This is a genomic window from Janthinobacterium sp. PLB04, assembly GCF_021165895.1.
GTDB classification, from domain to species: Bacteria; Pseudomonadota; Gammaproteobacteria; order Burkholderiales; family Burkholderiaceae_D; genus Janthinobacterium; species Janthinobacterium lividum.
In genome coordinates this window covers 90,339-116,383 of sequence record NZ_CP088968.1, presented here as the reverse complement: position 1 = coordinate 116,383, position 26,045 = coordinate 90,339, and the positions used below count along the sequence as shown (strand labels likewise).

Genomic DNA, 26,045 nt, shown 5'->3' with positions numbered 1-26,045 from the left:
GGAAAAACGATCATCGCATGGAACGCGGTGGCGCCGCTCATTTTTTCAATCTCATTGCTTCAACCCTTCCTGCAGCATGCCCAGCATGTCATTGGCCGACATGCGCGCGGCCGCATCGCTGCCTTCCAGCAAGCTGTCGGCCAGGTCGCGCTTGTGCTGGTGCAATTCGACGATGCCTTCCTCGATCGTGTGTTTCGCCACCAGGCGGTAAATGGTGACGGGGCGCAATTGCCCCATGCGGTGGGCGCGGTCCGACGCCTGGTCTTCCACGGCCGGGTTCCACCACGGGTCCATGTGGATCACGTAATCGGCCGCCGTCAAATTGATGCCCATGCCGCCCGCCTTCAGGCTGATGAGGAAAACGTCGCCCTCACCCGCCTGGAAGGCATCGACCCGGCGCTTGCGCTCCTGCATGGGCGTGCTGCCATCGAGATACTGGTAGCGCACGCCATGCTGCTCCAGGTGCTGGCGGATCAGGGTCAAATGGTCGACGAACTGGCTGAAGACGAGCACCTTATGGCGGTTTTCCAGCAAGCCCGACAGCAATTGGGCAAAGGCCGCCAGCTTGCTGCTGGCCAGGCCCAGCTCGGGCGCCACCAGTTGCGGATTGCAGCAGGCGCGGCGCAGTTTCATGATTTCCGCCAGGATCTGGATGGCTTTCTTTGATGCCGGCCCTTCCACCATGGCCAGCTTTTCCAGCGCTTCACGGCGCAAGGATTCGTACAGCGCTGTTTCCTGCGGCGACAATTCCACTTCCAGCACAATTTCCGTGCGCGATGGCAATTCCGACAGCACTTGCGTCTTCGTACGGCGCAAGATGAATGGCGCGATCAGGCGGCGCAAGCGCAAGCGCGCGCCGGCCGCCGCCCGCTTGTCCTGATCTTTCTCAATGGGACCGGCGAAGCGCAAATTAAACTGGTCGAGGGTCCCCAGCAAGCCGGGGTTGATGAAGCGGAACAGGTTCCACAATTCGCCCAGGTGGTTTTCCAGCGGCGTGCCGCTGGCCACCATGCGGAAGTCGCCCTGCAGGGCCATCACGGCTTGCGAGCGCTTGGTGGCGCCATTCTTGATAGCTTGCGCTTCGTCGAGCACGATCGTATGCCAGCGCACGCCGGCAAACATAGTGGCTTCCTGCTGCAGCAAGCCATAGCTGGCCACCACCACGTCGAAGGGCTGCAATGTTTCCAGCATGTCGGCGCGGTCGCCGCTGCCGAACAGTTTGATGTTCAAGGTGGGCGCGAAGCGCTGCGCTTCGCTGATCCAGTTCATGCACACGGACGTGGGAGCGACGACGAGGGTGGGGCCGTTCGGCGCGCGCGCCAGGATCAGCGCCAGCGCCTGCAAAGTCTTGCCGAGTCCCATGTCGTCGGCCAGGCAGGCGCCCACGCCCCAGTGCGCCAAGCGCGCCAGCCAGTTAAAACCGGCCAGCTGGTAATCGCGCAAGTCCGCCTGCAAGGTGCTGGGCAACTGCGGCTGATAGTCGTCGAGGGCGCGCAGGCGCAGCAAGTGTTCGCGCCACAGTTTGTCGGCTTTGACGCCGCCCGCGTCGTTGGTCAGCTCTTCCAGCGCGAAGGCGGCCAGCGGGTGGATGTGTACGCCATCGGCATGCGCCTCGCCATATGCGGCCAGCTCCGACAGCCGGCGGTGCAGTTCGTCGCTCAGAGCCAGGAACTGGTTGTCGCCCAGGGCCACGAAGCGGCTTTTATTGTTCTGCATCAAGTCGAGCAGGGCGCGCAAATCCATTACCTTGTCTTCGTCGATCTGCACTTCGCCGCTGGCGGCAAACCAGTCCTTTTCGCTCTTGATATTCAGGCGCATCTGGCCGCTGTCGATGCGTTTCGACACGCGCATGGTTTCGCCTTCCGGCCACGCCAGCACCATGCCGTCTGGCTCCAGCGCCTGCAATTCCACCAGCAATTGCAGGCCCAGGGCAGGCTGGCCCAGCAGCCATTCGCCATGCTCTTCCTCCGCTTCTTCCAGCACCAGGCATTTTCCGATCAGCTGGCGCTGCGCCTCGCGTTCCGCATTCAGGTCGCGCCGCGCTTGCACTGCCCGGCCCGCCACGTCGGCAAACACGCTTTCGGCGCCGCTGCCCGGCGCGTAATAGGCGCCGTTGTCGAGCAGCGGACGCACTAAAATCTGCATCTTGAGGCCCTGCTGATAGGGCAGCAGGTGCACGTGCAGGCGGTGGTCGGCCGTGATCGCTTCCGCGTCGCCGGCGCCGCCGCCGATGTCCGATTGCACGGTGACCATGGACGAAATGGCGCCGATCGCCTGCATCACCTGTTTTTCCGCATGCAGGGGCACGGACAGGCCCAGGCCGACGATGGCGCCGATGCGCCGGTGCTCGTCGAGGATGTGCACCACGCGCAAGCGCGTCGGCGTTTCGCGCTGCACCACCACATTGCTGCCGTTGTCGGGCAGCGGCGGTTGCATGCCGAGCCACAGCTGCCCTTCGTGCGACTTGATCAGGAGCTCCGGCGCGCCGGCGATCAGTTCCACGCGCGTGTCGGGATGGTCGAGCCAGAACACGAGCGGGTGGCCCACCAGCAAGACGGCGGCCTTGTCGAGCTCGATTTCATAGCGGGGCGCCGACGAATAATACTGTTTGAACGGCGCGATGCTGCCCGCCGCGCGCGCGTCTTGCGGCGTGAGAAAATCGATGTCGCCGGCCTCTTCGGCCAAGCGTTTGAGACCCATGGCGCGGCCCTTGCTCCAGCCGCCCCGCGCGTCGCGCTTCTGCTCGCGCACTTCCACGGCCGTGAGGCCGAAGCGCGGGTCGAATGCCACCAGCCACACGAGGCGCGACACGCCGCCCAGCGCTTCGGCGGGCGCGTTCTGCTGCAGGTTGATCAGCGCGCTCAGCTGGCGCTGCCACGCTTCCTGGCGCTCGAACCACGGCGCCATGTCCGTCAAGCCGTGTTGCGCCCGCTTGGCCGTCGCATAGCGCTCCTGCTGCGGCTCGCCCATCAAGCCCAGCAAGCCGGCCGCCTGCGCCGCGATCAGGTCGTAGCCGGCCGCGTCCGCCTGCTGCACCAGCGACCGCAGCTGGTCCTTGCGCTCGCTCAATTGCGGTAGCGCCAGCCAGTAGTACAGTAAGCCTTGGAACAGCTGCGCCTGCAGTCCCGTTTCCCAGCTGCGCGTGGGGATGCTTTCCGCCAGCTGCACGCCGCCGCGCACCAGGCGCAAGGTGTTCAGTTGCTGGTAGACGATGCTGTCGTGGTTCGGCTGCGCATGCAGGGCGATATCGAGGTAGGTTTCCGCGCTTTTCAGCAGCTTGGCGTCGTTGCCGCGCAGTAGGGCCAGCACGTACAGGTGGCCGCCGATGCCCGTAAAGCACAGCTTGCGCTTTCCCGCCTCCTTGCGCAGTCCTTTCAAGGCTGTCTCGAAGCCTGCCACGGCGTGAGCGTGTTCGCCGCGCAACAGGGCGATGCTGCTGTCGACAAACAGCGCCTGCGGTCCCTGCTGGCCCGCCAGGTAGCGCGCGGCCGCGTCGAGTTCGCCGCACAGCAGGGCGTCTTCGGCCAGGGCCAATGGCAGGGCGGCGCCGATATGGTCGCCGGCGGCCGTCTGGCGCGCATGGTGGGCGCGAGCGTACGCGCGGATGGCGTGCGCCGTGGCCGGCTCGCGCGGGGCGTTGCCCAGCAGCACGGCGAGGATGTCATCCTGCAGTTGCGGCATGACGAAAGACAACATTTCCGGTTCGAACGGCCGGCCGAAGATCTCGATCAGCGGATGCAGCTGCTGCGCTTCATAGCACGCCATGCAGGCGGCCAGGATGGCGGCCACGTGGCGTACCTCGTCATTGCGCAGCAGGGCGATGCGCAGGCGCGCCACGCCTTGCCGGTAGCTGCGCAATTCCACATAGCCATCCCAGTTGCGGCGCACGGGGTTGATCAGCTCGATGGCCTGGCACAGGTCGCGAAACACCAGGTGCTCGATGGCGGCGCGCATGGCGGGCCAGCGCAGCCTGGCTTCGCAGGCAAAGCCCCGCCCGACGATCTCGGACGTCAGCGCCAGGCGTGTCAGCCGCTGCAGCATGTTGGTTACCACGAGCAGGGAAAACGGCGTGCCGTCCGGCTCGACGACATTGGCGCGCTGCAAGTGTTCATACACGGCATGCTTGCCCACCGGTTCGCCCGTGATCGCCAGCAAGGCCAGGATCATCTGTTCATGCTGCTCCAGTGCGGCGAACTCGTCCAGCAGCTGTTGGTCTACACTCGGTTCGCTCATGCGGGCAAGTTGGCGATCTGCACGGGCGGCTCGCCGGCCGCCACGGGCAGGCCGAACACGCGCTGGTAGAAATACAGTTCCGCCTCCAGGGTGCGCACGATGTTTTCCGCCTTGCGGAAGCCGTGTCCCTCGCCTTCCAGCGGCACGTACGCGACGGGCACGCCGCGCGCCTGCAGGGCGTCGACCATCAGCTGCGACTGCTGCGGCGGCACGACCTTGTCATCGAGGCCCTGGAAGAAGATCATCGGGCGTGACAATTTATCCGTGTGGTGGATGGGCGAGCGCTCGCGGTACAGCGCCTCGGCCTGCGGCTGCGAAGCGATCAGGTAATCGGTGTAGCGCGATTCGAATTTGTGCGAATCGTCGTCCAGGCCCTTCAGGTCGGACACGCCATAGTAGCTGGCGCCGGCCTTGAAGACGTCGTGGAACGTCAATGCGCACAGGGTGGTCAGGCCGCCCGCGCTGCCGCCGCGGATGATCAGGCGCTCCGGGTCGGCCAGGCCGTTGGCGGCCAGGTAGCGCGCGCCGGCGATGCAGTCTTCCACGTCGACGATGCCCCATTGCCCGCGCAGCGCGTCGCGGTATTCGCGGCCAAAGCCGCTGCTGCCGCCATAGTTGACGTCGAGCACGCCGATACCGCGGCTGGTCCAGTACTGCGTTGCCAGTTTCAAAGTATTGCTGGCCATGCTGGTGGGGCCGCCGTGGCTGATGACGATGACGGGCGGTAATGTTCCTGCCGGCGCCTGCACATCGCCATTGGTGGGCGCATAAAAGAAGGCGTGCGCCGTGCGGCCATTGCTGCTGGTAAAACTCAAGCTGCGCGGCACGGACAGGTAAGCGAGCGCGGGTAAGTGTGCGATCGATTGCGCCAGCACTTCCAGCTCATGGTTCGACAAATCGATACGCGCCAGTTCCAGCGCAATGGTGGGGCTGCCGCCCAGCAGTGCGACGAAGCCGGGCCCCACGCGCAGTTCGCGGATTTCCTGGTATGGGTGGGAAATCGGCTCCAGCTTGGCCGCCGCCACGTTCAATTGCGCCAGGTAGCTGATGCCGGCCTGGATATACGTGCAGACGATCTCGTCGTCGGAAAGAAAGCCGTACATGCTGCCGCCGAAGGTCCAGTGCGGCGTGGCAAATTCCGCTTCCATCGGGCACAGTGCCTCGATGTCGGCGCCGTGCAGGCGGTACAGATTCCACCAGCCGCTGCTGTCGGAGACGAAGTGCAGCAAGCCGCTGGGCGACCATTCCGGCTGGCAGATCGATTCGCGCGCGCCGCCGGCGATCAGGCGTGGCGAGCCGAGGCTGCCGTCCGCATGCACGTCGGCCAGCCACAGTTCCGTGCCTTGCCATGGCAGGCGCGGGTGATCCCAGCTGATCCAGGCCAGCTGGCTGCCGTCCGGCGACAAACGCGGCGCTGCATAAAAGTCGTGGCCGCGCGCCAGCACCGTTTCGCGCCCGTCGAAGCCGACGGCCACCAGGCAGTTTTCCGGATGCGCGTGGCCTTCCGCCGGATGCTGCTCGCGCACGGCGATCAGGCGGGAACGGTCCGCATCGACCACAAAATCCGCATGGCGCGTGCTGCCGCCAGTGGTGAATGCTTCCGGGGTGCCGTCGCCGTCCACGCGGTACAGGCAATTATCGGCGAAATGCGAGAAATACACGCTATCGCCGGCAACGGCATACGCGCCGCCGCCGTATTCATGCACGCGGGTGCGCACATTGAAGGGCGCCGGCGTCAGTTCATCGACACGCGCGCCGCGCTGGCGCAGCAGGGTGTTGCGGCCCGCCTCGCTGGCGCGTCCGGCCAGCCAGAACACGTCGCTGCCATCCGCACCGCCCAGGGCCAGCTGCGTCAGCGGCGAGGCGCCGGCGGCGACGATGGCCGCGCTGATCGGCGATGGCCAGATGCCATAAGGGGTGCTGGATGCGGTCGAGGTCATGCGGGCTCCGTGTAGTGAGGGGATCAAGGGCCGCCAGGCAGGGTCAGGGCGCGCGGCGGCGTGCATCATCATAATGGAAGGGCAGGCACAACGAAAGTCATCGCTGTGCGTGGCAAATGCTGCAAAGCGGCACTGGAATCAATGAAATGGCGGCGATTGGATGCGATAATACCGCTTCTCCAAGCTATTGATTGCCTTCCATGCCACAATTTGCTCCGCTCCAGAATGATACTTTCCTGCGCGCCTTGCTGCGCCAGCCGACCGAGCATACCCCTGTCTGGCTGATGCGCCAGGCGGGCCGCTACCTGCCCGAATACCGCGCCACGCGCGAGCGGGCCGGCTCCTTCCTGGGCCTGGCAAAGAATCCAGATTACGCGACGGAAGTCACCTTGCAGCCCCTGGAGCGTTTCCCGCTCGACGCGGCGATTTTGTTTTCTGACATCCTGACGGTGCCCGACGCGATGGGTCTGGGCCTGTATTTCGCCGATGGCGAAGGCCCGAAGTTCGAGCGCCCGCTGCGCACGGAACAGGACGTGAAGGCCTTGCAAGTGCCGGACCTGGCATCGCTCGACTATGTCTTCAAGGCCGTCACGCAAATCCGCACGGAACTCAACGGCCGCGTGCCGCTGATCGGTTTTTCCGGCAGCCCGTGGACCCTGGCCTGCTACATGGTGGAAGGCGGCGGCTCGAAAGAGTTCCATACCATCAAGAAGATGCTGTACAACCGCCCGGACCTGATGCACCACATCCTGGCGATTAACGCCACCTCCGTGGCGCAGTACCTGAACGCGCAAATTGATGCCGGCGCGCAAGCCGTGATGATTTTCGACTCCTGGGGCGGTGCGCTGGCTGACGGCGCCTACCAGGAATTCTCGCTGGCCTACATGCAGCAAGTGGTGGCGCAGCTGAAACGCGACAAGGATGGCGTCAAGATTCCCGCCATCGTGTTTACCAAGGGCGGCGGCCAGTGGATCGAGCAGATCGCCGACATCGGCGCCGATGCCGTGGGCCTGGACTGGACCGTCAACCTGACGCGCGCGCGCCAGCTGGTCGGCCATAAAGTGGGCTTGCAGGGCAATCTTGACCCGGCCATCCTGTTCGCCAGCCCAGAGCAGATCCGCGCCGAAGTGGCGAAAGTGCTCAACGCCTTCGGCGCGCCATCGGCCGGCACGGGCCATGTATTCAACCTGGGCCATGGCATTTCCCAGTTCACGCCACCGGAATCCGTGGAAGCGATGGTGGAAGCCGTACACAGCATGAGCCGCGCCATGCGCAGCGGCCAGTAATTTCAGCGCCTCCCCTCGCGCAGGGACAGAAAAGGCAGGCTTTCCAGCGGAAGCCTGCCTTTTTCTTTGCTGCGCCCTAGCAAGAAAGACCGACTTATGCACAATTTTTTTTGCTGCGGAAATAAGAGGCAGTCGAAAAGCCATGCCCGGGGATGCTTTGCAAGTGCTTGATTATTAAGAAATAAAAAATGCCTTGTTCGGCGGACTTTGTTGCTATTGATAAGGTTATTCTTTCGTTCGCCGGCCTTATTCCTTCATTGTCCACAAAGTTATCAACAGATTCTGTGGATAAAATTGAAAAGTAATTTGTTAACCGATACTTAGCGTCGATGTTCAGGTTTCACGTGAAGTGTATGTTGCAGTGCATGATAATTGAACAATGTTTCGCCGCCCGGCAGGTAAAAACGAACGCTTGCCCGGCAATTGTCAACTTTGCCGCAGGCCGCCCCCGTTTTTCCCGATCGGGTGCCTCAAAGTGGTGCTGATTTCTGTATAAATAAATTACAAATGGTTCAGTTATGCACAGCGGCGGAAATGTCCTGTGGATTTGTAGCCTCCCGGGCATCAATTTTTAAGCCATTGATTTTAAATGGTTAATTTTTCTTGCGTGCCGCTCTTGACGGCGATCGAAATTTTCTGTCCACATTTTTCTGAAAGTTAATTTTGCTTTGTCCACAAAGTTATCCACAGAATTTTCTTCAGGCATGATGACATGCTGTCCTGTCCGCCGTTAGGCGTTTGATAGGTGAAACAAGTATCATGGCCCGCTGGCTTGATGCCGGACATCCCGCGCGCCATTTCCCCTGCGGCGCGCTTTTTTATTGAGATAGGCCCTACTTCCATGTCGCAGTGCATTTTGACGTCGTGCATCCTGAAAATCGCGCTCGACACGCCCTTGAACGCCCTGTTCGACTACCGCTGGAACGCGGCGGTGGATGCCGGCGCGGACGCGCCGCTGCCGCAAGTGGGGCAACTGGCGCTGGTGCCGTTCGGCCGGCGCGAAGTGATGGGGCTGATTGTCGGCGTATCCGACAGCACCGACGTGCCCGCCGCGAAATTGAAGGATGTGCTGGCCGTGCGCAGCCAGCTGGCGCCCCTGTCGGAACAGTGGCTGGCGCTGGCCGCCTTTGCCGCCGATTACTACCAGCGTCCGCTCGGTGAAGTGGCGCTGCCGGGTTTGCCGAAGAATTTGCGCGTGCTGACTACCGTGGCGCTCGACCGCGCCATCAAGAAGCTGGGCAAGCTGGCCGACGCGCATGACGGCACGCCGTTGAACATGCCGGCGCTCAACCCGGCGCAGCAGGAAGCGGCGGACGCCATCGGCGGCGCCCAGGGTTTCAAGCCAACCCTGCTGTATGGCGTGACGGGCAGCGGCAAGACGGAAGTGTATCTGCAAGCCTGCGCCCAGGTGCTGGCGCGCGAGGACGATGCGCAAATCCTGATTTTGGTGCCGGAAATTAACCTTACGCCCCAGCTGGAAGGCAATATCCGCGCGCGCTTTCCCGGCGTCATGCTGGCCACCCTGCACAGCAGCCTGTCCGAAGGCGAGCGCATGCTGCACTGGCTGGCCGCCCACCAGGGCCAGGCGCGCATCGTGCTCGGCACGCGATTGGCCATCCTGGCGTCCCTGCCGAAACTTAAACTGATCGTCATCGACGAGGAACACGACCCGTCCTACAAGCAACAGGAAGGCTTGCGCTATTCGGCGCGCGACCTGGCTGTGTGGCGCGCCTGGCAATTGCAGATCCCCATCGTGCTCGGTTCGGCCACGCCGTCGCTGGAAAGCTGGCACCATGCACAGACGGGGCGCTACCGCAAGCTGGAATTGCGCGAACGGGCCGTCAAGAATGCGGTGTTGCCGCGCGTCAAGATTTTGGACATGGAGCGCGACAAGCCGAAAGACGGCCTGACTTCGCATCTGGTAGCCGCCTTGAAACTGCGCATGGAGCGCGGGGAACAGTCGCTGCTGTTCTTGAACCGGCGCGGCTATTCGCCCGTGATCTGCTGCGAATCGTGCGGCTGGATCAGCAATTGCACGCGCTGCACTTCGTTCATGGTGCTGCACAAGCCCGAGCACCGCTTGCGCTGCCACCATTGCAGCCTGGAACTGCGTATTCCCCGCCATTGCCCCACCTGCGGCAACGTCGACCTGCAGCCGCTGGGACGCGGCACGCAGCGGGTGGAAGAAGGCTTGCAGCAATTGTTTCCCGAGGCACGGATCTTGCGCATCGACGCCGATTCCACGCGCAAGAAGGGCAGCGCGCAGGAAGCGTTCGACACCGTGCACCGGGGCGAAGTGGATATCCTGATCGGCACGCAGATGGTGGCCAAGGGCCACGATTTCAAAAAACTGACCCTGGTCGGTATCTTGAATCCGGACACGGCCCTGTTTTCCCAGGATTACCGGGCCAGCGAACGGCTGTTCGCCCAGCTGATGCAGGTGGCGGGCCGGGCCGGGCGCGCCGCGCAGACGGAAGGGGGCAGCGTGTCCGAGGTGCTGATCCAGACGCGCTATGCGCGCCATCCCCTGTACGACGCCGTCGTCAACCACGATTACGACCACTTCGCCACGACCTTGCTGGAAGAGCGGGCCCAGGCGGCGCTGCCGCCGTATCTGTTCCAGGCCCTGCTGCGCGCCGAGGCGCCCGAACTGGCCACGGCCATCGAATTCCTGCAGGCGGCGAAAGAGTGCATGGCACACCCGCAGGTGACCATCAATGACCCGATTCCCATGAGCATGACGCGCGTCTACAACGTGGACCGTGCCCAGCTGCTGCTGGAATCCCCCTCGCGGCCAGCGCTGCAGGCGTTTTTAAAAGAATGGCTGGCGGAATTGCGCGCCATGAAGACGCGCGTGAAATGGTCGCTGGAAGTGGACCCGCTGGATATTTAATTAATTCACTGAATTAGTTCAGATAGTCGCGCGCCGACTTGACGATCTGCTCGGACAGCAGCTTGGTAAACGGCGTGTCCAGGGTCCACGCATGCCAGCTCAGCGGCACGTCCAGGGTGCTGCCCGGCATCAGATCCACGAGACGGTCTGTTGCCAGCGCCTGCGCGGCCAGGCGCTGCGGCATCAAGCCGTAGGCGAGGCCATCCTGGACACAGCCGCGGCGCGTCGCTTCCACGGGTAAGGTGTGGTGCGGAAACGGTTCACGCATGCTCAATTGTTCAGCAAGGAAACGCGCCAGCAAGCCGTGCTGGCCCACCACGGCGGGCGCCAGTTGTACCGCCTCGGCAATAAAACCATCGCCGAACCAGTGGCCTGCAAATACGGGTGTTGCCACGCAGACATAGCGCAAGGTGCCTAGCGGCGTGACGCTGGTGGCCGCGGCCGCGTCGATCGCTGTGCCGGACTCGGCAGCCACGCAGCCGAACACGGAGCCGTCGCGCACCATCTGCAGGGCGCTGTCGCTGTCGGCCAGGCGCACGTCGAGCTGGCAGCGCGGCGGCGCCAGCAGGGCGGACAAGGTGTCGGGAAACCATGTGGCCAGGCTGTCGGCATCGATGGCGATGGCGATTTCCGGCATGCTGACGCTGTTGCCCAGGTCGATGTCGAGCGACGCTTCCATCAGCTTGACGTTGCGGTGATGCACGATCAGGCGCTGGCCCAGTCCCGTCGGTACGGCTGGCTGGCCACGGATGATCAGCAGGCGCCCGCTGGCGTCTTCCAGCGCCTTGATGCGCTGCGAGACGGCCGACTGGGTGATGCCCAGCGCCAGGGCGGCCTTGTCGAAACTGCCATGGCTGGCAACGGCGTCCAGCACGGCCAGCGCGCGATAATCGAGTGATCCCATTAGCTCAGCTTATAAATTTTGAAAATGATTAGTTATACTAATGCATATATTGCTGCAAAGTAAAACCTTATTTTTGGCAAACGGGTAGTATCGAACGCTGTGAGCAACCTCAGTGGATGGATAGCACCATGAAGACGATACGAGTGGATGTGGCCGTGATCGGCAGCGGCACGGCCGGCATGACGGCGCACAAGGCGGCGCGCATGCAGGGCAAGCGCGTGCTGATGATCGAAAGCGGACCGTACGGCACGACCTGCGCGAGGGTGGGCTGCATGCCCAGCAAACTCTTGATCGCGGCGGCCGAGGCGGCACATGCCGTGGCTGCCGCGCCGGCTTTTGGCGTGCACCCGGGCCCCGTGCGCATCGATGGCCGGCAAGTGATGGCCAGGGTGCGCAGCGAGCGCGACCGTTTTGTCGGCTTCGTGCTCGACGGCGTCAACGCCATCCCTGACGAAGAAAAACTGCGTGGCCATGCACGTTTTATTTCCCCCGGCACATTGCAGGTGGATGAGCATACGCTTGTCGAAGCTACCAGCGTGGTGATCGCCACCGGTTCCACGCCCATCGTGCCGCCCGAGTGGCAGGCGGCGGGAGACAGGGTCATCACCAGCGACGCCGTGTTCGAGTGGACGGATCTGCCGGGCTCCGTGGCCGTGGTCGGCAGCGGCGTCATCGGCCTGGAACTGGGCCAGGCGCTGGCGCGGCTGGGCGTGCGCGTGACCTTGTTTGCGCGTGGCAATAAAGTCGCGCAGCTGACGGACCCGCTGGTGCTGCGGGAGGCGGATGCCGTGCTGGCGCGCGAACTCGATATCCGTTTCATGACCAAGGTTGCGCACATGGCAAAAGCGCCTGACGGCAGCGGCATCCTGCTCACCAGCAGCGATGCCGCCGGCGTGGAAAAAACCGAGCAGTTCGAGTATGTGCTGGCCGCCATCGGCCGGGCGCCGAACGTGGACAAGATCGGCCTGGAAACGGCGCAAATCGAACTCGACCGCCACGGCATTCCCCTGCATGACCCGCATACCATGCAGTGTGGCAAGAGCGCCATCTTCATTGCCGGGGATGCCGACAACGAACTGCCGCTGCTGCCCGAAGCGGCCGACGAGGGCCGCATCGCGGGCGACAACGCGGCGCGCTTTCCTGACGTCAAACCAGGCTTGCGCCGCACGCCGTTGACGATTGCCTTCACGGAGCCGCAGATCGCCACCCTGGGCGCGACGTATCAGCAATTGTGCGTGAGCCACGCAGGCCGCTTCGCCGTCGGTGCCGTGTCGTTCGGCAACCAGGGCCGCAGCCGCGTTATGCTGCAAAACCAGGGCTTGCTGCGCGTGTATGCGGAATTCGGCAGCAAGCGCTTTCTTGGCGCCGAGCTGATCGGCCCAAGGGCGGAACACCTGGGCCATCTGCTGGCCTGGGCATGCCAGGCGCAGCTGACGGTGCCAGCCATGCTCGACATGCCGTTTTACCACCCTGTCATCGAGGAAGGCGTGCGCACGGCCTTGCGCGAACTGGCGCTGCACTTGGAAAAAGACCCGGAACACGCGCCCGGCTGCGCCGATTGCACACCCGGGCCCTGAATGCAACTTTATGATTTATATAATTTTGTAGACAAGCTCACATGATTGCGCGATCATCGCTGCCACATTGAAATATTGATTAAAAGCAAAAAACATTTCAATTGGCACATGCCGCCCATGCCGCAATGGTAAAAAGGGTAGCGGCTGGCGATGACACGGAGACGATGTGAAAATTCGGCGCATTTACGCGGGAGAACTCGCCCTGGGCGTGGCCCTGCCCTGGGACGTGCACGGCGAGACGGGCAGCCTGCTGGCCAGGCTGGGCCATGTCATCAGCAGCGAGAACCAGATCGCATTGCTGCTGGCGCATGGCGTCATCGCCGATACCAGTGCGGACGTGCCGCGCACGGCCACGGAAGCGCCGTCGGCCCTGCGCATGCTGAACCTTGTCACGGCAGGGCTGGCCCTCGTCCTGCCGGCCATTGCCGCCGGACATGCGGGCAGCCATCTATCCCTCGCGGCGTTGGCGCAGCTGGTGGAAGAGGCTGTTGCGCTGGATGCGGACGTGGCGCTGGCTTGCATCCTGCACAACCAGGGCGCGGGCGACTTTGCCGTGCGCCACAGCGTCGACACGGCCGTCATCACGGCCCTGCTGGCGCGCGCCCTGAAACTCGATGATGGCGTGATCCGCAGCGTGGTGCTGGCCGCGCTGAGCATGAATGTGGGCATGCTGGAACGCCATGCGGATTTCCAGCACAAGGCGGGACCGCTGGACGCGCAGGAGCGGGCCTATTTGCGGGCTCATCCGCAAGCCGGTGTCGACCTGCTGCGCGCGGCGGGCGTCACGGACGCCGTCTGGCTGCAGGCCGTGCTGCAGCACCATGAAAATATCGATGGCAGCGGCTATCCGCTGGGCACGCAAGGCGAGGCGATCGGCATCGGCGCGCGCCTGATCATGCTGGCCGACCGCTATTGCGCGCGCGTTTCGAAGCGCAGCTACCGCCAGCCCTTGCTGCCGAACGTGGCCCTGCGCGAAATGCTGATGGCCGACAAGGCCACGCTGGATGCGCCGCTGGCGTCCCTGCTGGTGCGCGAGCTGGGCATCTACCCGGTCGGCACCTTCGTCAAACTGCTCAATGGGGAAATCGGCGTCGTCACGCGCAAGGGCTTGAATGCCGCCACGCCGCACGTGCAGTCGCTGATCGGCCCCCGCGGCGCGCGCCTGGACGTGCCGCTGCGGCGCGATACGCGCGTGGACTTGCACGCCATCCGCGAAGTGCTCAGTGCGGAGCAGGCGGGTTTGCAGTTTCGCCCTGATCAGCTGTGGGGCCGCAGCGCGCGAATGTAGCCCAGGCGCTTAGTTCAGCAAGCCCGCATCGAGCCGTCCTTCGACTGCCAGTTCGCGCATGATGCGCACGGTGTCGATGTCGGACTCCTTGTAGGCGGAACGGCGGAAGTCGTCGTACAGGGCGTTGGCCGCATCGGTGGCCGCGTCGTGGCCGTCGTCGTACTGGAAGCGTACCCACATGCTCGCTTCGTCGGGCATTTCGATGGTCATTACCAGCGAGGACGCGCTGATATCCTTTTGCGCCGGCACTTCGTAGCGCACCTGCAATTGCGGCACCAGCACCACCCTGTCGTTGATGACCAGCTCGCCATAGCGCAGGCTGCGCGCGAAGCCGGTATCGCTGCGCTCGCTGATCTGGCATTCATCGAGGTGCGGCACGAACAGTTTCGGCGACTCGGCGCGCAAGACCAGGCCGCGCCAGACTTGCTCCAGGGTCAAGGTGTCGATCAGCGGGTTCAAAGGATCGTTGATTTCAATCAGGTGTTCAAATTTCATGGGACTGCCATTCGGTAAGTGGGCGCACACGGGCGATATAGGCGGAATGGTACTCCAGGCGTGGCCGTGCCGCACGCATTGCATGGGTCAAGATGGCGTCAGATGGCGATATATCAATGCCATTGCCTGTTTTTCAGGCATGGCCCGTCATGCAAATAGCCTGCGCGACGCTGTTACAATGGGCTGCTGTTCCCTGCGGAAATACCCTGATGTCCAAAGCACCACAGTTCGGTCTGAATGCGCCCCAAAGCGAAGCGGTTACCTACCTCGACGGCCCTTGCCTGGTGCTGGCGGGCGCCGGCTCGGGCAAGACGCGCGTGATCACGCAAAAGATCGCCCATCTGATCGAAGACCGGGGCTATGACCCGCGAACCATCGCCGCCTTGACCTTCACCAATAAGGCGGCGCTGGAAATGCAGGAGCGCATCGCCAAGCTGTTGAAACAGCCGCGCCAGGCCAAGCAGTTGACGGTGTCGACCTTCCACTCGCTGGGCGTGAAAATCCTGCGCCAGGAAGCCAATGGCGTGGGGCTGAAGGACCGCTTTTCCATCATGGACAGCGACGACTGTTTTTCGCTGGTGCAAGACCTCGCCATTACCACCGATAAACAGGTCATTCGCGGCATCCAGAACGCCATGTCCTTGTGGAAAAATGGCCTGATCGACCCGGACATGGCGCTGGCACAAGCCAAGGATGAGGACGAGGCGAACGCGGCGCGCATCTACCGCAGCTATGTGGCAACGCTCTCTGCCTACCAGGCCGTCGATTTCGACGACCTGATCCGCTTGCCGGTGGAACTGTTCCGCAACAACGGTCCCGTGCGTGACAAGTGGCAGCGCCGTTTGCGCTATCTGCTTGTCGATGAATACCAGGATACGAACACGTGCCAGTACGAACTGGTGAAACTGATGGTGACGGGCATCTGCAAGAAGCCGATGTTTACGGCCGTGGGCGATGACGACCAGGCGATCTATGCGTGGCGCGGCGCCACCGTGGAAAACCTGAAGACCCTGGAGACGGATTTCCCCGATTTGCGCGTGATCAAGCTGGAGCAGAATTACCGCTCCACCATGCGCGTGCTCAATGCAGCCAATGCCGTCATCGGCAACAATCCTAAACTGTTTGAAAAGTCGCTGTGGTCCGAACATGGCCTGGGCGAGCCCATCAAGGTGCTGGGCATGCAGACGGACGAGCAGGAGGCGGAGCAGGTCGCCATCATGATCTCGGCCGACCATTTTGAACGCAAGAACAAATTTTCCGATTACGCCATTTTGTACCGGGGCAATCACCAGGCGCGCATCATCGAGCAGTGTTTGCGCAAGGAACGCATTCCGTACACGATTTCGGGCGGCCAGAGTTTCTTTGACAAGGCCGAGATCAAGGACATCATCAGCTATTTGCGCTTGCTGGCCAACGAGGATGACGATCCGGCTTTCATCCGCGCCGTGACGACGCCGCGCCGTGGCGTGGGGCAGTCGACCCTGGAGGTGCTGGGCGCGTTCTCGGGGCAGTGGCAGTGCTCGCTGTTCCAGGCCGTGTTCAAGGGCGGCATCGAGGCCAAGCTGACGGACCGCCAGTTGGGGCCGCTGCGCGACTTCTGCAACTTCATCAATGACCTGGAATCGCGCGCCAGCCGTCCGGGTGCGGCCGGCAGCGGCGACAACGCGGCCGAAGTGCTGGATGACATGATGAAGGAAATCCACTACGAATCGTATCTGTACGATGCCTTCGAGGAACGCCAAGCGCAAAGCAAGTGGCAGAACGTGCTGGAATTCGTCAACTGGCTGAAGGAACGGGGCCGGGGCGGCAAGGACCGCGATGGCGAAGAAAAGAACGTGCTGGAATTGACGCAGATGGTGGCCTTGATGACCATGCTCGAGGGCAAGGACGAGGAGCAGGACGCCGTGCGCATGTCGACCCTGCACGCGTCGAAAGGTCTCGAGTTTCCGCACGTGTTTCTGGTGGGCGTGGAAGAGGGGATATTGCCGCACAAGGGCGACCCTGACGCGCCGGCCGAAACCATCGCCGCGCGCATCCAGGAAGAGCGGCGGCTGATGTATGTGGGCATCACGCGGGCCCAGCGCACCTTGCACATTACGTGGTGCAAGAAGCGCAAGCGGGCTGGCGAGCAAGTCCATTGCGACCCGTCGCGCTTCATCAAGGAAATGGAACTCGACGTGGGCGACGCCGTGCCGACGGAAGCGGAAGTGATTTCGCCCAAGGAGCGTTTGGCCCGCATGAAGGCGCTGTTGGCCGCGCCGAAAGGGTAAGCGGCGCTCAGGCTTCCACGGCGCCGTCCGGCGTGGCCTTCGGCACGATGGCCAGCTGCATGCCCAGCGCATCGAGCATCTTTAAAATGGTTTCGAAGCGCGGCTTGCTGCCTTCGCGCAAGGCTTTATACGCGCCTTCGCGCGTGATGTCGGCCCTGGCCGCCACCTTGCCCATGCCGTAGGCGCGCACCACGTCGTTCATGGCGGACTGGAACAGTTCCGCATTGCCGGTGGCGACGATTTCGCTCATGTAGGCGGCCACGGCGGCCTTGCTGGTCAGGTGTTGTGCCGGGTCAAATTTGCTCAGTCCCAATGCTTCCAGGTCGTCGAGGTCGAAGGTGTCGTGGTCGATGTCGTGGTTCATTTCTTTCGTGCTCCTGTGGAGGGGCTTGCCGCCGCTTTTTTGAGGGCCGCCTGCCGGGCTTTCAGCTCCCGGAGGATCGCTTGCACCTGCTTTATGTCACGCTGCTGGCTGGATTTGTTGCCGCCCAACAGCAGCAAGATCAGGGTGCCCCGGTTCGTTTCATGAAAATACACGCGCCAGCCTGGCCCCGTCTGTAAAAAGCGCAGCTCGCACACGCCTTCACCCACTGGCCGCCAGTCGCCCTTTTTGCCGTGCTGCAAGTGCTTGATGCGCGCGTCGATGGTGGCGGCCGCAACATCGTGCAGCGAGTCTTCCCAGCGCCGGTATTCGGCCGTCTTGCGCGTGTCGATCAGCGGTGGTTCGGGTGGCGTGGATGCAGTTATTGTAATCGTTTGTTCTCATTCGTCAAGCGATTTGAGGGGGCCAAACGAAAGAATAGGCAGCAATGGCCGTCTGACCGATGGCGAATGGACGAGGTTTGTCCTGGCTCACGCTACTGCGGCGGTAGAATGCCGCTTTCAGTCAGAAATGAGCAGAAGCACCATGGACAATGCAGAACAGATGGAAACACGTTTCGTCGATATTGAAATCAAGCTGGCGCAGCAGGAAGACCTGGTCGAGTCGCTGAACCAGATGGTGTACCAGCAAGGCAAGCGCATCGACCAGCTCGAGGCGATGCTGCACAAGCTGGGCGAACATGTGCGCGACGGGGCGCAGCAGGCAAATGGCGGGCTGGTCAACGAACGTCCGCCGCATTACTAAATCGGCATCGTGGAGCGGGACGCATGAAAACCATTCATTACCCGCCGACCCGTTAAGGTCGGTCGTTGCGGGTGACGCAAGTGTGTCAGGCTGTTATTATTTCAAGCTGGCCCGCGACACAATCGCGGCTCTCTTGCGCTCCTAGAAAGTAGACATGACCCGTCCAACAATGCTCGTCATCGCCGCCAGCCTGATGCTGGCGCCAGCCGCTGCCGCTTTTGCCGCCACCGCCACCACAGCGCCTGCCACTGCCGCTACCGCGGCGGCAACGCTGCCCGCTTCGAACCCGTTTGCGCAGGCCAGCAGCCTGCCATTCAACTATCCACCGTTCGACAAGGTACAGGACGCCGACTACGCGCCCGCCTTTACGGCAGGCATGGCCGCCAACCTGGCGGAAATCAACGCGATTGCGAATAACAAGAAGCCAGCTACCTTCGACAACACCATCGTGGCCATGGAACGCTCGGGCCAGTTGCTGAGCCGCGTGCGCACCGTGTTTTCCGTGATGTCCGGTTCGAATACGAATGAGACGATCCAGGGCCTGGAGCGCGAACTGGCGCCGAAAATGGCGGCCCATAGCGACGCGATCATGCTCAACGACAAATTGTTCAAGCGCATCGACACCCTGTACGCCAAGCGCGACAAGCTGGGCCTGGATGCGGAATCGAAACGTCTGCTGGAACGCTACCACACCGATTTTGTACGCGCCGGCGCCAAGCTGTCGGCGGCGGACAAGGAAAAGCTGCGCGCCTACAACGGCCAGCTGGCTGCCCTGTCGACCAAGTTCGCGCAGAACGTGCTGAAGGAATTGAACGCCTCGGCCGTCGTCGTCGATACGCGCGAAGAACTCGACGGCCTGTCGCCGGCCGCCATCGAGGTGGCTGCCGGCCTGGCCAAGAAGCGCGGCCTGGATGGCAAGTATGTGATCGCTCTCGTCAATACGACGGGCCAGGCGCCGCTGTCGCTGCTGACCAACCGTGCCTTGCGCGAACGCATCATGGCCGCTTCGCAAGCGCGCGGCAGCCGTGGCGGTGAATTCGACAATACCCAGGAAGTGCTGGAACTGGCAAAACTGCGCGCCGAACGTGCCGCGCTGATGGGCTACCCGAACTACGCGGCGTATTCGCTGGAAGACCAGACGGCGCACGACACGACCGCCGTGAACGCTTTGCTGGGCGAACTGGCGAAGCCGGCCGTCGTCAACGCGCGCCGTGAAGCGGACGATATCCAGAAGGTCATCGATGCAGGCAAAGGCGGCTTCAAGGTGGGCGCTGCCGACTGGGCCTTCTATAGCGACAAGGTGCGCGCCGAACGCTACAACTTCGACGAGACTCAGTTGAAACCGTACTTTGAAATGCACAGCGTGCTGACCAAGGGCGTGTTCTTTGCTGCTGGCAAATTGTATGGTTTGACCTTCAAGCAGCGCACCGACTTGCCTGTCTACACGTCCGACATGCTGGTGTACGACGTCTTCAATGAAGACGGCACGCAGCTGGCCATCTTTACGCTCGACCCTTACGCGCGCAGCAACAAGCGCGGCGGCGCCTGGGCGAATGCCTACGTGGGCCAGTCGGCCTTGCTGAACCGCAAGCCGGTCATCGCGAATAACCTCAACATTCCAAAGCCGGAAGCGGGCCAACCGACCCTGATGACGTTTGACGAAGTCAACACCATGTTCCACGAATTCGGCCATGCGCTGCACGGCATGTTTTCGAACGTGAAATACCCGCGCTTTGCCGGCACCAGCGTGCCGCGCGACTTCGTCGAATACCCGTCGCAAGTCAATGAAATGTGGGCGCTGTGGCCGGAAGTGCTGCAAAACTATGCCAGGCACTATCAGACGGGCGCGGCTATCCCGGCCGAACTGCTGGCAAAAGTGACGGCGGCCGACAATTTCAACCAGGGCTATAAAACCACGGAGTACCTGGCATCGGCCCTGCTGGATCAGCGCTGGCACCAGCTGACCCCGGCACAGATCCCGACCGACGTGCTGGCGTTTGAAAAAGCCGCCTTGACGGATGCCGGCGTCGATTTCGCCCCGGCGCCGCCGCGCTACCGCACCACGTATTTCTCGCACGCGTTCGCGGGCGGCTATTCGGCCGGCTACTACGCGTATCTGTGGTCGGAAAAGCTCGATGCCGACACGGTCGAGTGGTTCAAGGAAAACGGCGGCCTGACGCGCAAGAACGGCGACTGGTTCCGCAATAAACTGCTGTCGCGCGGCGGCAGCGCCGATGCGCTCGACATCTACCGCAACTTCCGCGGCCGCGATGCGAAGATCGAGCCGCTGCTGGAACGCCGTGGCTTGAACGCCAAGTAATGCCCGTTCACCGGCCTGGCCGGTACTGAACATCGATGGCCGCCCCGCAACGGGCGGCCATTTTTATTTGGAGTTTTTGATTGTAAACCGTGGTAAACCGCGCATTTGGCGTGATACACCACAGGATCGCCCATGTTGGATGACGCCTGTGTGACAGGCTGCTATGATCTGCCACTGGCCCGCGACGCGATCGCGGTTCTTCCCCGCGCTTCCTGAAAGATGTCATGATCCGTCCACAACTGCTCGTCATCGCCGCCAGCGTCATGCTGGCCCACGCCGCTCCGTCCGCCATGGCTGCCGCCACCGCAAAATCCGCGCCCGCCGCCGCCGTCAGCGCCCAGAACCCCCTGCTCAAAGCGAGCCCGCTGCCATTCCAGATGCCGCAGTTCGGCCTGATCAAGGACGCGCACTATGCGCCGGCGTTTGCCGAAGGCATGAAACGCCAGTTGGCCGAAGTCAACGCGATTGCCAGCAACCGCCAGGCGCCCACGTTTGAAAACACCATCGTGGCCCTCGAGCGCACGGGGCAGTTGCTGCATCGCGTGCAAAGCATCTTCAGCAATATGACCTCGACCAACACGAACAGCGTGCTGGAAGCGGTGGAAGTGGACGTGTCGCCGAAGCTGGCCGCGCACGCCGATGCGATCACCCTGAATCCGAAACTGTTTACCCGCATCGACACCCTGTACGCCAAGCGCGACAAGCTGGGCCTCGACGCCGAATCCCTGCGCCTGCTGGAACGCTATCACACGGATTTCGTGCGCGCCGGCGCCAAGCTGTCCGATGCGGACAAGGAAAAATTGAAAGCCTACAACGCCGAGCAGGCGGGCCTGGAAACGGCCTTCGCGCAAAACGTGCTGAAGGAAACGAATGCCAAGAGCATCGTCGTCGACACGCGTCTTGAGCTGGCCGGCATGACGGACAGCGATATCGATACGGCCGCCTCGGCAGCCAAGGAGCGCGGCTTGACGGGCAAGTTCGTCATCGCCCTCGTCAACACCAGCGGCCAGCCGCCGCTGGCTGTATTGACGGATCGCAAGACGCGCCAGCGCCTGATGGATGCGTCGCTGAACCGCGGCAGCCAGGGCGGCGAGTTCGACAACCGCGCCATCGTGCTGAAGCTGGCCAAATTGCGCGCCGAACGGGCCACCCTGCTCGGTTATGCCAATTACGCCGCCTACTCGCTGGAAGACCAGACGGCCAAGACGACCACGGCCGTCAACACCCTGCTGTCGGAATTGGCGAAACCGGCCGTTGCCAACGCACGCCGCGAAGCGGCCGACCTGCAGCAAGTGGTCGATGCCGAGAAGGGCGGCTTCCAGGTGGCGGCCGCCGATTGGGCCATCTACACGGACAAGCTGCGCAAGCAACGTTTCAATTTCGATGAAAACGAGCTGAAACCGTACCTGGAATTGAACAGCGTGCTGAACAATGGCGTCTTCTTTGCCGCCAATAAACTGTACGGCATCAGCTTCAAGCAGCGCACTGATCTACCGGTGTACAACCCGGACGTGCGCGTCTACGACGTGCTCGACGCCAACGGCAAGCCGCTGGCCCTGTTCATCGCCGACTTCTATGCGCGCGGCAACAAGCATGGCGGCGCGTGGATGAATGAATACGTGTCGCAATCGTCGTTGATGGGCACGCATCCCGTCGTCGCCAACCAATTGAACATTCCGAAGCCGCCCGCCGGCCAGCCGACCTTGCTGACGTTCGATGAAGTGACGACCATGTTCCACGAATTCGGTCATGCGCTGCACGGCATGTTTTCGAACGTGAAATACCCGCGCTTTGCCGGCACCAGCGTGCCGAGCGACTTCGTCGAGTATCCATCGCAAGTCAATGAAATGTGGGCCGTCTGGCCGGAAGTGCTGCAAAACTATGCCAAGCACTACCAGAGCGGCGCGGCCATGCCGCAGGAATTGCTCGACAAGGTCACGGCCGCGAAGAAATTCAACCAAGGTTTCATGACCACGGAATACCTGTCGGCGGCCCTGCTGGACCAGCGCTGGCACCAGCTGGCGCCGAGCCAGATCCCGACCGACGTGCTGGCCTTTGAGGCGGCATCGCTGAAGGATGCAGGCGTCGATTACGCGCCCGTGCCGCCGCGCTACCGCACCAGCTACTTCTCGCACAGCTTCTCGGGCGGCTACTCGGCAGCGTATTACGCCTACCTGTGGTCGGAAAAGCTGGACGCAGAATCGGTTAACTGGTTCAAGGAAAACGGCGGCCTGACGCGCAAGAATGGCGACTGGTTCCGCAGCAAATTGCTGTCGCGCGGCGGCAGCGTCGATGCGCTGCAACTGTTCCGCGACTTCCGCGGCCGCGATGCCACCGTGGAACCATTGCTGGAACGCCGCGGCTTGAACGCGAAGTAAGGCGTCCCCATCTGAAGCTTGCGTTGCGTTGCGTTGCGTTGCGTTGACATGGCGCACGCAAGCTTTCCGTGCCGGCGGCGTAGAATTGAGTAAGATGTAAATAAGAAGGCAGTCGAAAGAGTATATGAGTCAGCAAGATTTGAATGGCATTACCCTGGAAGGTATCGTGACGCGTCTGCAGGCCCATTACGGCTGGGATGGCTTGGCCAAGCACATCGATATCAATTGCTTCATCAGCGATCCCAGCATCAAGTCGAGCCTGAAGTTTTTGCGCAAGACCCCGTGGGCCAGGAGCAAGGTGGAACAGCTGTACCTGGACACGCAATTTACTGACTGACAGGAAAAAACATGGATAGCAAACTCAAGGAATCGCTGCAACAACTGCATTCGACACTGGAAACCAGCGGCCCCGTCGATGAAGAACTGCATGGTTTGCTGCAAAAACTCGATGTCGACATCAAGTTGCTGATGGAAAAGCGCGCCGCGCAGGAACAGGAAGAAGAGTCGACCACCTATGGACTGGCCGAGCGCAGCCAGGAATTGTCGGCCAAGTTTGCCGTCAAGCATCCGAAACTGGAGCCGGCGCTGCGGGAACTTGGTGAGATTCTCGCCAATATGGGTATCTGATGCACCTCTGAAAACCTACTGCGCAGCCCACTGCCGGGCATCCGTTGCTCACCGTACCTTCGTACGGCTCCGCTACTCAACCCGGCATTGAGCTTGCTCGCTACGGTTTTGAGAGGCGCCGAGACGATGTTGATGCCATGATAAAAACTGCTCCTCAGTCACAATTTCTCGATGGGAATTTCCCAAGTGATTGAAAAATAAACGTTTTTTGTACTGAAATCCAACAGTAAAAAGCAGGCCGTCAGGTTGGAAATGGCCAATTCCGGTACAATCCGTACCCTATGAGCTCCCCTACCAATTTATTTGCGACCGTTCCCAAGCGGTCTGCCCGCGCTGCCGTGGCGCCTTTCCTGCCGATGTCGCGTGCCGAGATGGACGCGCTGGGCTGGGACCAGTGCGACGTCATCCTCGTCACGGGCGACGCCTACATCGACCATCCGAGTTTCGGCATGGCCCTGGTCGGCCGTCTGCTCGAAGCGCAGGGTTACCGAGTCGGCATCATCAGCCAGCCGGACTGGCTGTCGGCCGACGCCTTCCGCATCCTCGGCAAGCCGCGCCTGTACTACGGCATTACCGCCGGCAACATGGATTCCATGGTCAACCAGTACACGGCCGACCGCAAGATCCGCTCCGACGATGCCTACACGGCGAATGCGGAACCGAACAAGCGCCCGGACCGCGCCGTCACCGTGTACGCCCAGCGCGCGCGCGAAGCGTATCCCGACGTGCCCGTGGTCATCGGCAGCATCGAGGCATCCCTGCGCCGCATCGCCCATTACGATTACTGGTCGGACAAGGTCCGCCGTTCCGTCTTGCCCGATTCCAAGGCTGATTTGTTGATCTTCGGTAATGCCGAGCGGGCGCTGGTCGACCTGACCCATCGCCTGGCCGCCGGCGAATCGATCAAGGATATCCGTGACTTGCGCGGCACGGCCTTCATGGTGCCGGCTGGCTGGCTGCCCGGCGACGACTGGGGCGTGCACAATTCTACCCGCGTCGACGTGCCCGGCAAGATCGATCCGCACTACAGCCCGTACGAGATGGTGCAGGAAGACAAGACCGCCTGCGCCACGGAAAATGCGTCGAAATCGGCCGAAGTCATCAAGCCGATCCGCATCATGAGCCGCGAAGAACGCCTGGCCATGGCCAAGGAAAAGCACGACAAGACGGTGGTGCGCCTGCCTGCCTACGACGTCGTCAAGGATGATCCCGTCATGTATGCGCACGCGTCGCGCGTGTTCCACCTGGAATCGAATCCCGGCAATGCGCGCGCCATGGTGCAGGCGCACGGCGAACGCGACGTGTGGCTCAACCCGCCGCCGCTGCCGCTGGCCATGGACGAGATGGATGGCGTGTACGACATGAATTATGCGCGCGCGCCGCACCCGAGCTATGGCAAGGCGCATATCCCCGCCTGGGAAATGATCCGCTTTTCCGTCAACATCATGCGCGGCTGCTTCGGCGGCTGTACTTTCTGCTCGATCACGGAACATGAAGGCCGCATCATCCAGAGCCGTTCGGAACCGTCGATCCTGCGCGAAATCGAGCATATCCGCGATAAAACCAAAGGTTTTACGGGCACCATTTCCGATATGGGTGGTCCGACGGCGAATATGTACCGCCTGGCGTGCAAGGAAAAAGAGATCGAAGTCTCGTGCCGCCGCCTGTCCTGCGTGTACCCGTCCATCTGCGTGAACCTGGGCACGGACCACAGCAAGCTCATTTCCCTGTACCGCAAGGCGCGTGCCATTCCGGGCATCAAGAAAGTCTTGATCAGCTCGGGCTTGCGTTATGACCTGGCCGTGCGTTCCCCCGAGTACGTGAAGGAACTGGTGACGCACCACGTCGGCGGTTTGCTGAAGATTGCTCCTGAGCACACGGAAGAGGGCACCTTGTCGAAGATGATGAAGCCCGGCATCGGCGCGTATGACGAGTTCAAGGAAATGTTCGACCGTTTCTCCCTGGAAGCGGGCAAGAAGCAGTATTTGATCCCTTACTTTATCGCCGCCCATCCGGGCACGACGGACACGGACATGCTGAACCTGGCCCTGTGGCTGAAGAAAAACAATTTCAAGCTGGACCAGGTGCAAACATTCATGCCTACGCCGATGGCCATGGCGACGACCATGTATCACACGCGCAAGAATCCTTTGCGCAAGGTGACGGCAGACTCGGAAGTGGTGGAAACGGCCCGCAGCGGCAAGATCCGCCGCACCCATAAAGCTTTCCTGCGCTACCAGGACCCGGCCAACTGGCCGATCCTGCGCGAAGCACTGGTCAACATGGGCCGTGGCGACTTGATCGGCAATGGCGACAAGCATTTGATCCCGGCCTGGACGTCGTCGGAATCGGGCGGCCTGGCCGCAGGCGAACGCAGCCGCCAGACGCATGGCGCCGGCACGCCGGACAAGTTCAAGGTCACGCCGGGCAAGAACCGTATCGCCCTGGGCGGTACGGCCGCCGCACCGAAGGCGAGCGCCGTCGAATCGAAAGTACGTCCATCGATCTTGTCGACCATCAAGACCAAGGCCAAGCCGGCCGCCGTGCCGATGGGCCGTGGCAGCAAGCCGCCAGCCAAGGGCGGCCATCCCGCGCCGGCACGGGGTGGACGCAAGTAAGCCAGCGTCACTGTTCCCGGCACCTGGGGCATCCTCTCGAAACCCGGCAACGCGTACTGCGTTGCCGGGTTTTTTGCTATCTGCGCCCCG

General features: G+C 62.3%; 18 protein-coding genes. 11 read left to right on the top strand and 7 right to left on the bottom strand.

All coding sequences use genetic code 11. The annotated features are described in order from the left end of the window. Positions 1-51: 51 nt before the first annotated feature. Together LSO07_RS00470 and LSO07_RS00465 are read right to left on the bottom strand one after the other, a co-directional pair. Positions 52-4,233 carry a DEAD/DEAH box helicase gene (locus tag LSO07_RS00470; RefSeq protein WP_151091769.1) on the bottom strand — a complete coding sequence of 1,394 codons (4,182 nt, stop codon included), beginning with the start codon at positions 4,231-4,233 and terminating at the stop codon, positions 52-54. Further along, positions 4,230-6,173, bottom strand: coding sequence for a dipeptidyl-peptidase 5 (locus LSO07_RS00465; RefSeq protein ID WP_151091766.1), 1,944 nt, complete (start codon positions 6,171-6,173; stop codon positions 4,230-4,232). The genes LSO07_RS00470 and LSO07_RS00465 overlap by 4 nt, the downstream gene beginning before the upstream one ends. Positions 6,174-6,373: 200 nt before the next feature. On the opposite strand from LSO07_RS00465, the gene hemE reads away from it, so the two are divergent. After that, positions 6,374-7,459 carry a uroporphyrinogen decarboxylase gene (gene hemE / locus LSO07_RS00460; RefSeq protein WP_034780918.1) on the top strand — a complete coding sequence of 362 codons (1,086 nt, stop codon included), beginning with the start codon at positions 6,374-6,376 and terminating at the stop codon, positions 7,457-7,459. A gap of 571 nt (positions 7,460-8,030) precedes the next feature. Here hemE and LSO07_RS28330 read toward each other — a convergent pair. Then, positions 8,031-8,165, bottom strand: coding sequence for a hypothetical protein (locus tag LSO07_RS28330; protein ID WP_256607843.1), 135 nt, complete (start codon positions 8,163-8,165; stop codon positions 8,031-8,033). 135 nt (positions 8,166-8,300) lie between these two features. Here LSO07_RS28330 and LSO07_RS00455 point away from each other — a divergent pair, with 135 nt between their 5' ends. Next, positions 8,301-10,352, top strand: coding sequence for a primosomal protein N' (locus LSO07_RS00455; protein WP_151091764.1), 2,052 nt, complete (start codon positions 8,301-8,303; stop codon positions 10,350-10,352). A 13-nt stretch (positions 10,353-10,365) separates the two neighbouring features. Here LSO07_RS00455 and LSO07_RS00450 read toward each other — a convergent pair whose 3' ends face one another. Beyond that, positions 10,366-11,256, bottom strand: a complete 891-nt coding sequence (locus LSO07_RS00450) for an ArgP/LysG family DNA-binding transcriptional regulator (RefSeq protein WP_034780913.1) — start codon at positions 11,254-11,256, stop codon at positions 10,366-10,368. 128 nt (positions 11,257-11,384) lie between these two features. Between LSO07_RS00450 and LSO07_RS00445 the strand changes: the two genes are divergently transcribed. After that, entirely contained in the window at positions 11,385-12,833 is a 1,449-nt protein-coding gene (locus tag LSO07_RS00445) for a dihydrolipoyl dehydrogenase (protein ID WP_151091763.1), read from the top strand. Positions 12,834-12,999: 166 nt separating this feature from the next. Next, positions 13,000-14,121: an HD-GYP domain-containing protein gene (locus LSO07_RS00440; RefSeq protein ID WP_225317133.1), complete on the top strand. Its 1,122-nt coding sequence runs from the start codon at positions 13,000-13,002 to the stop codon at positions 14,119-14,121. A 9-nt stretch (positions 14,122-14,130) separates the two neighbouring features. Here the strand turns inward: LSO07_RS00440 and LSO07_RS00435 are convergent, their stop codons facing one another. Further along, entirely contained in the window at positions 14,131-14,616 is a 486-nt protein-coding gene (locus LSO07_RS00435) for an SRPBCC family protein (protein WP_034780908.1), read from the bottom strand. Positions 14,617-14,825: 209 nt separating this feature from the next. Here LSO07_RS00435 and LSO07_RS00430 point away from each other — a divergent pair, with 209 nt between their 5' ends. Then, complete coding sequence (locus LSO07_RS00430; protein ID WP_151091761.1) at positions 14,826-16,886, top strand: UvrD-helicase domain-containing protein; 2,061 nt, start codon at positions 14,826-14,828, stop codon at positions 16,884-16,886. Positions 16,887-16,893: 7 nt separating this feature from the next. Here LSO07_RS00430 and LSO07_RS00425 read toward each other — a convergent pair whose 3' ends face one another. After that, positions 16,894-17,250 carry an addiction module antidote protein gene (locus tag LSO07_RS00425; RefSeq protein WP_099390126.1) on the bottom strand — a complete coding sequence of 119 codons (357 nt, stop codon included), beginning with the start codon at positions 17,248-17,250 and terminating at the stop codon, positions 16,894-16,896. Then, complete coding sequence (locus tag LSO07_RS00420) at positions 17,247-17,555, bottom strand: type II toxin-antitoxin system RelE/ParE family toxin (protein ID WP_231773028.1); 309 nt, start codon at positions 17,553-17,555, stop codon at positions 17,247-17,249. Before LSO07_RS00420 ends, LSO07_RS00425 begins: the two co-directional genes overlap by 4 nt. A gap of 238 nt (positions 17,556-17,793) precedes the next feature. On the opposite strand from LSO07_RS00420, the gene LSO07_RS00415 reads away from it, so the two are divergent. From LSO07_RS00415 to LSO07_RS00390, 6 genes are all read left to right on the top strand, one after another. Then, complete coding sequence (locus LSO07_RS00415; RefSeq protein ID WP_070290273.1) at positions 17,794-18,012, top strand: SlyX family protein; 219 nt, start codon at positions 17,794-17,796, stop codon at positions 18,010-18,012. Positions 18,013-18,166: 154 nt separating this feature from the next. Further along, positions 18,167-20,332 carry a M3 family metallopeptidase gene (locus LSO07_RS00410; protein WP_225317132.1) on the top strand — a complete coding sequence of 722 codons (2,166 nt, stop codon included), beginning with the start codon at positions 18,167-18,169 and terminating at the stop codon, positions 20,330-20,332. A 224-nt stretch (positions 20,333-20,556) separates the two neighbouring features. Further along, entirely contained in the window at positions 20,557-22,710 is a 2,154-nt protein-coding gene (locus LSO07_RS00405; protein ID WP_151091759.1) for a M3 family metallopeptidase, read from the top strand. Between the two features lie 124 nt (positions 22,711-22,834). After that, entirely contained in the window at positions 22,835-23,047 is a 213-nt protein-coding gene (locus LSO07_RS00400) for a VF530 family DNA-binding protein (RefSeq protein ID WP_034780902.1), read from the top strand. A gap of 11 nt (positions 23,048-23,058) precedes the next feature. Continuing rightward, positions 23,059-23,337, top strand: a complete 279-nt coding sequence (locus LSO07_RS00395) for a DUF4404 family protein (protein WP_034753883.1) — start codon at positions 23,059-23,061, stop codon at positions 23,335-23,337. A gap of 356 nt (positions 23,338-23,693) precedes the next feature. Continuing rightward, positions 23,694-25,955: a YgiQ family radical SAM protein gene (locus tag LSO07_RS00390; protein ID WP_225317251.1), complete on the top strand. Its 2,262-nt coding sequence runs from the start codon at positions 23,694-23,696 to the stop codon at positions 25,953-25,955. The last annotated feature ends 90 nt before the right edge of the window (positions 25,956-26,045 follow it).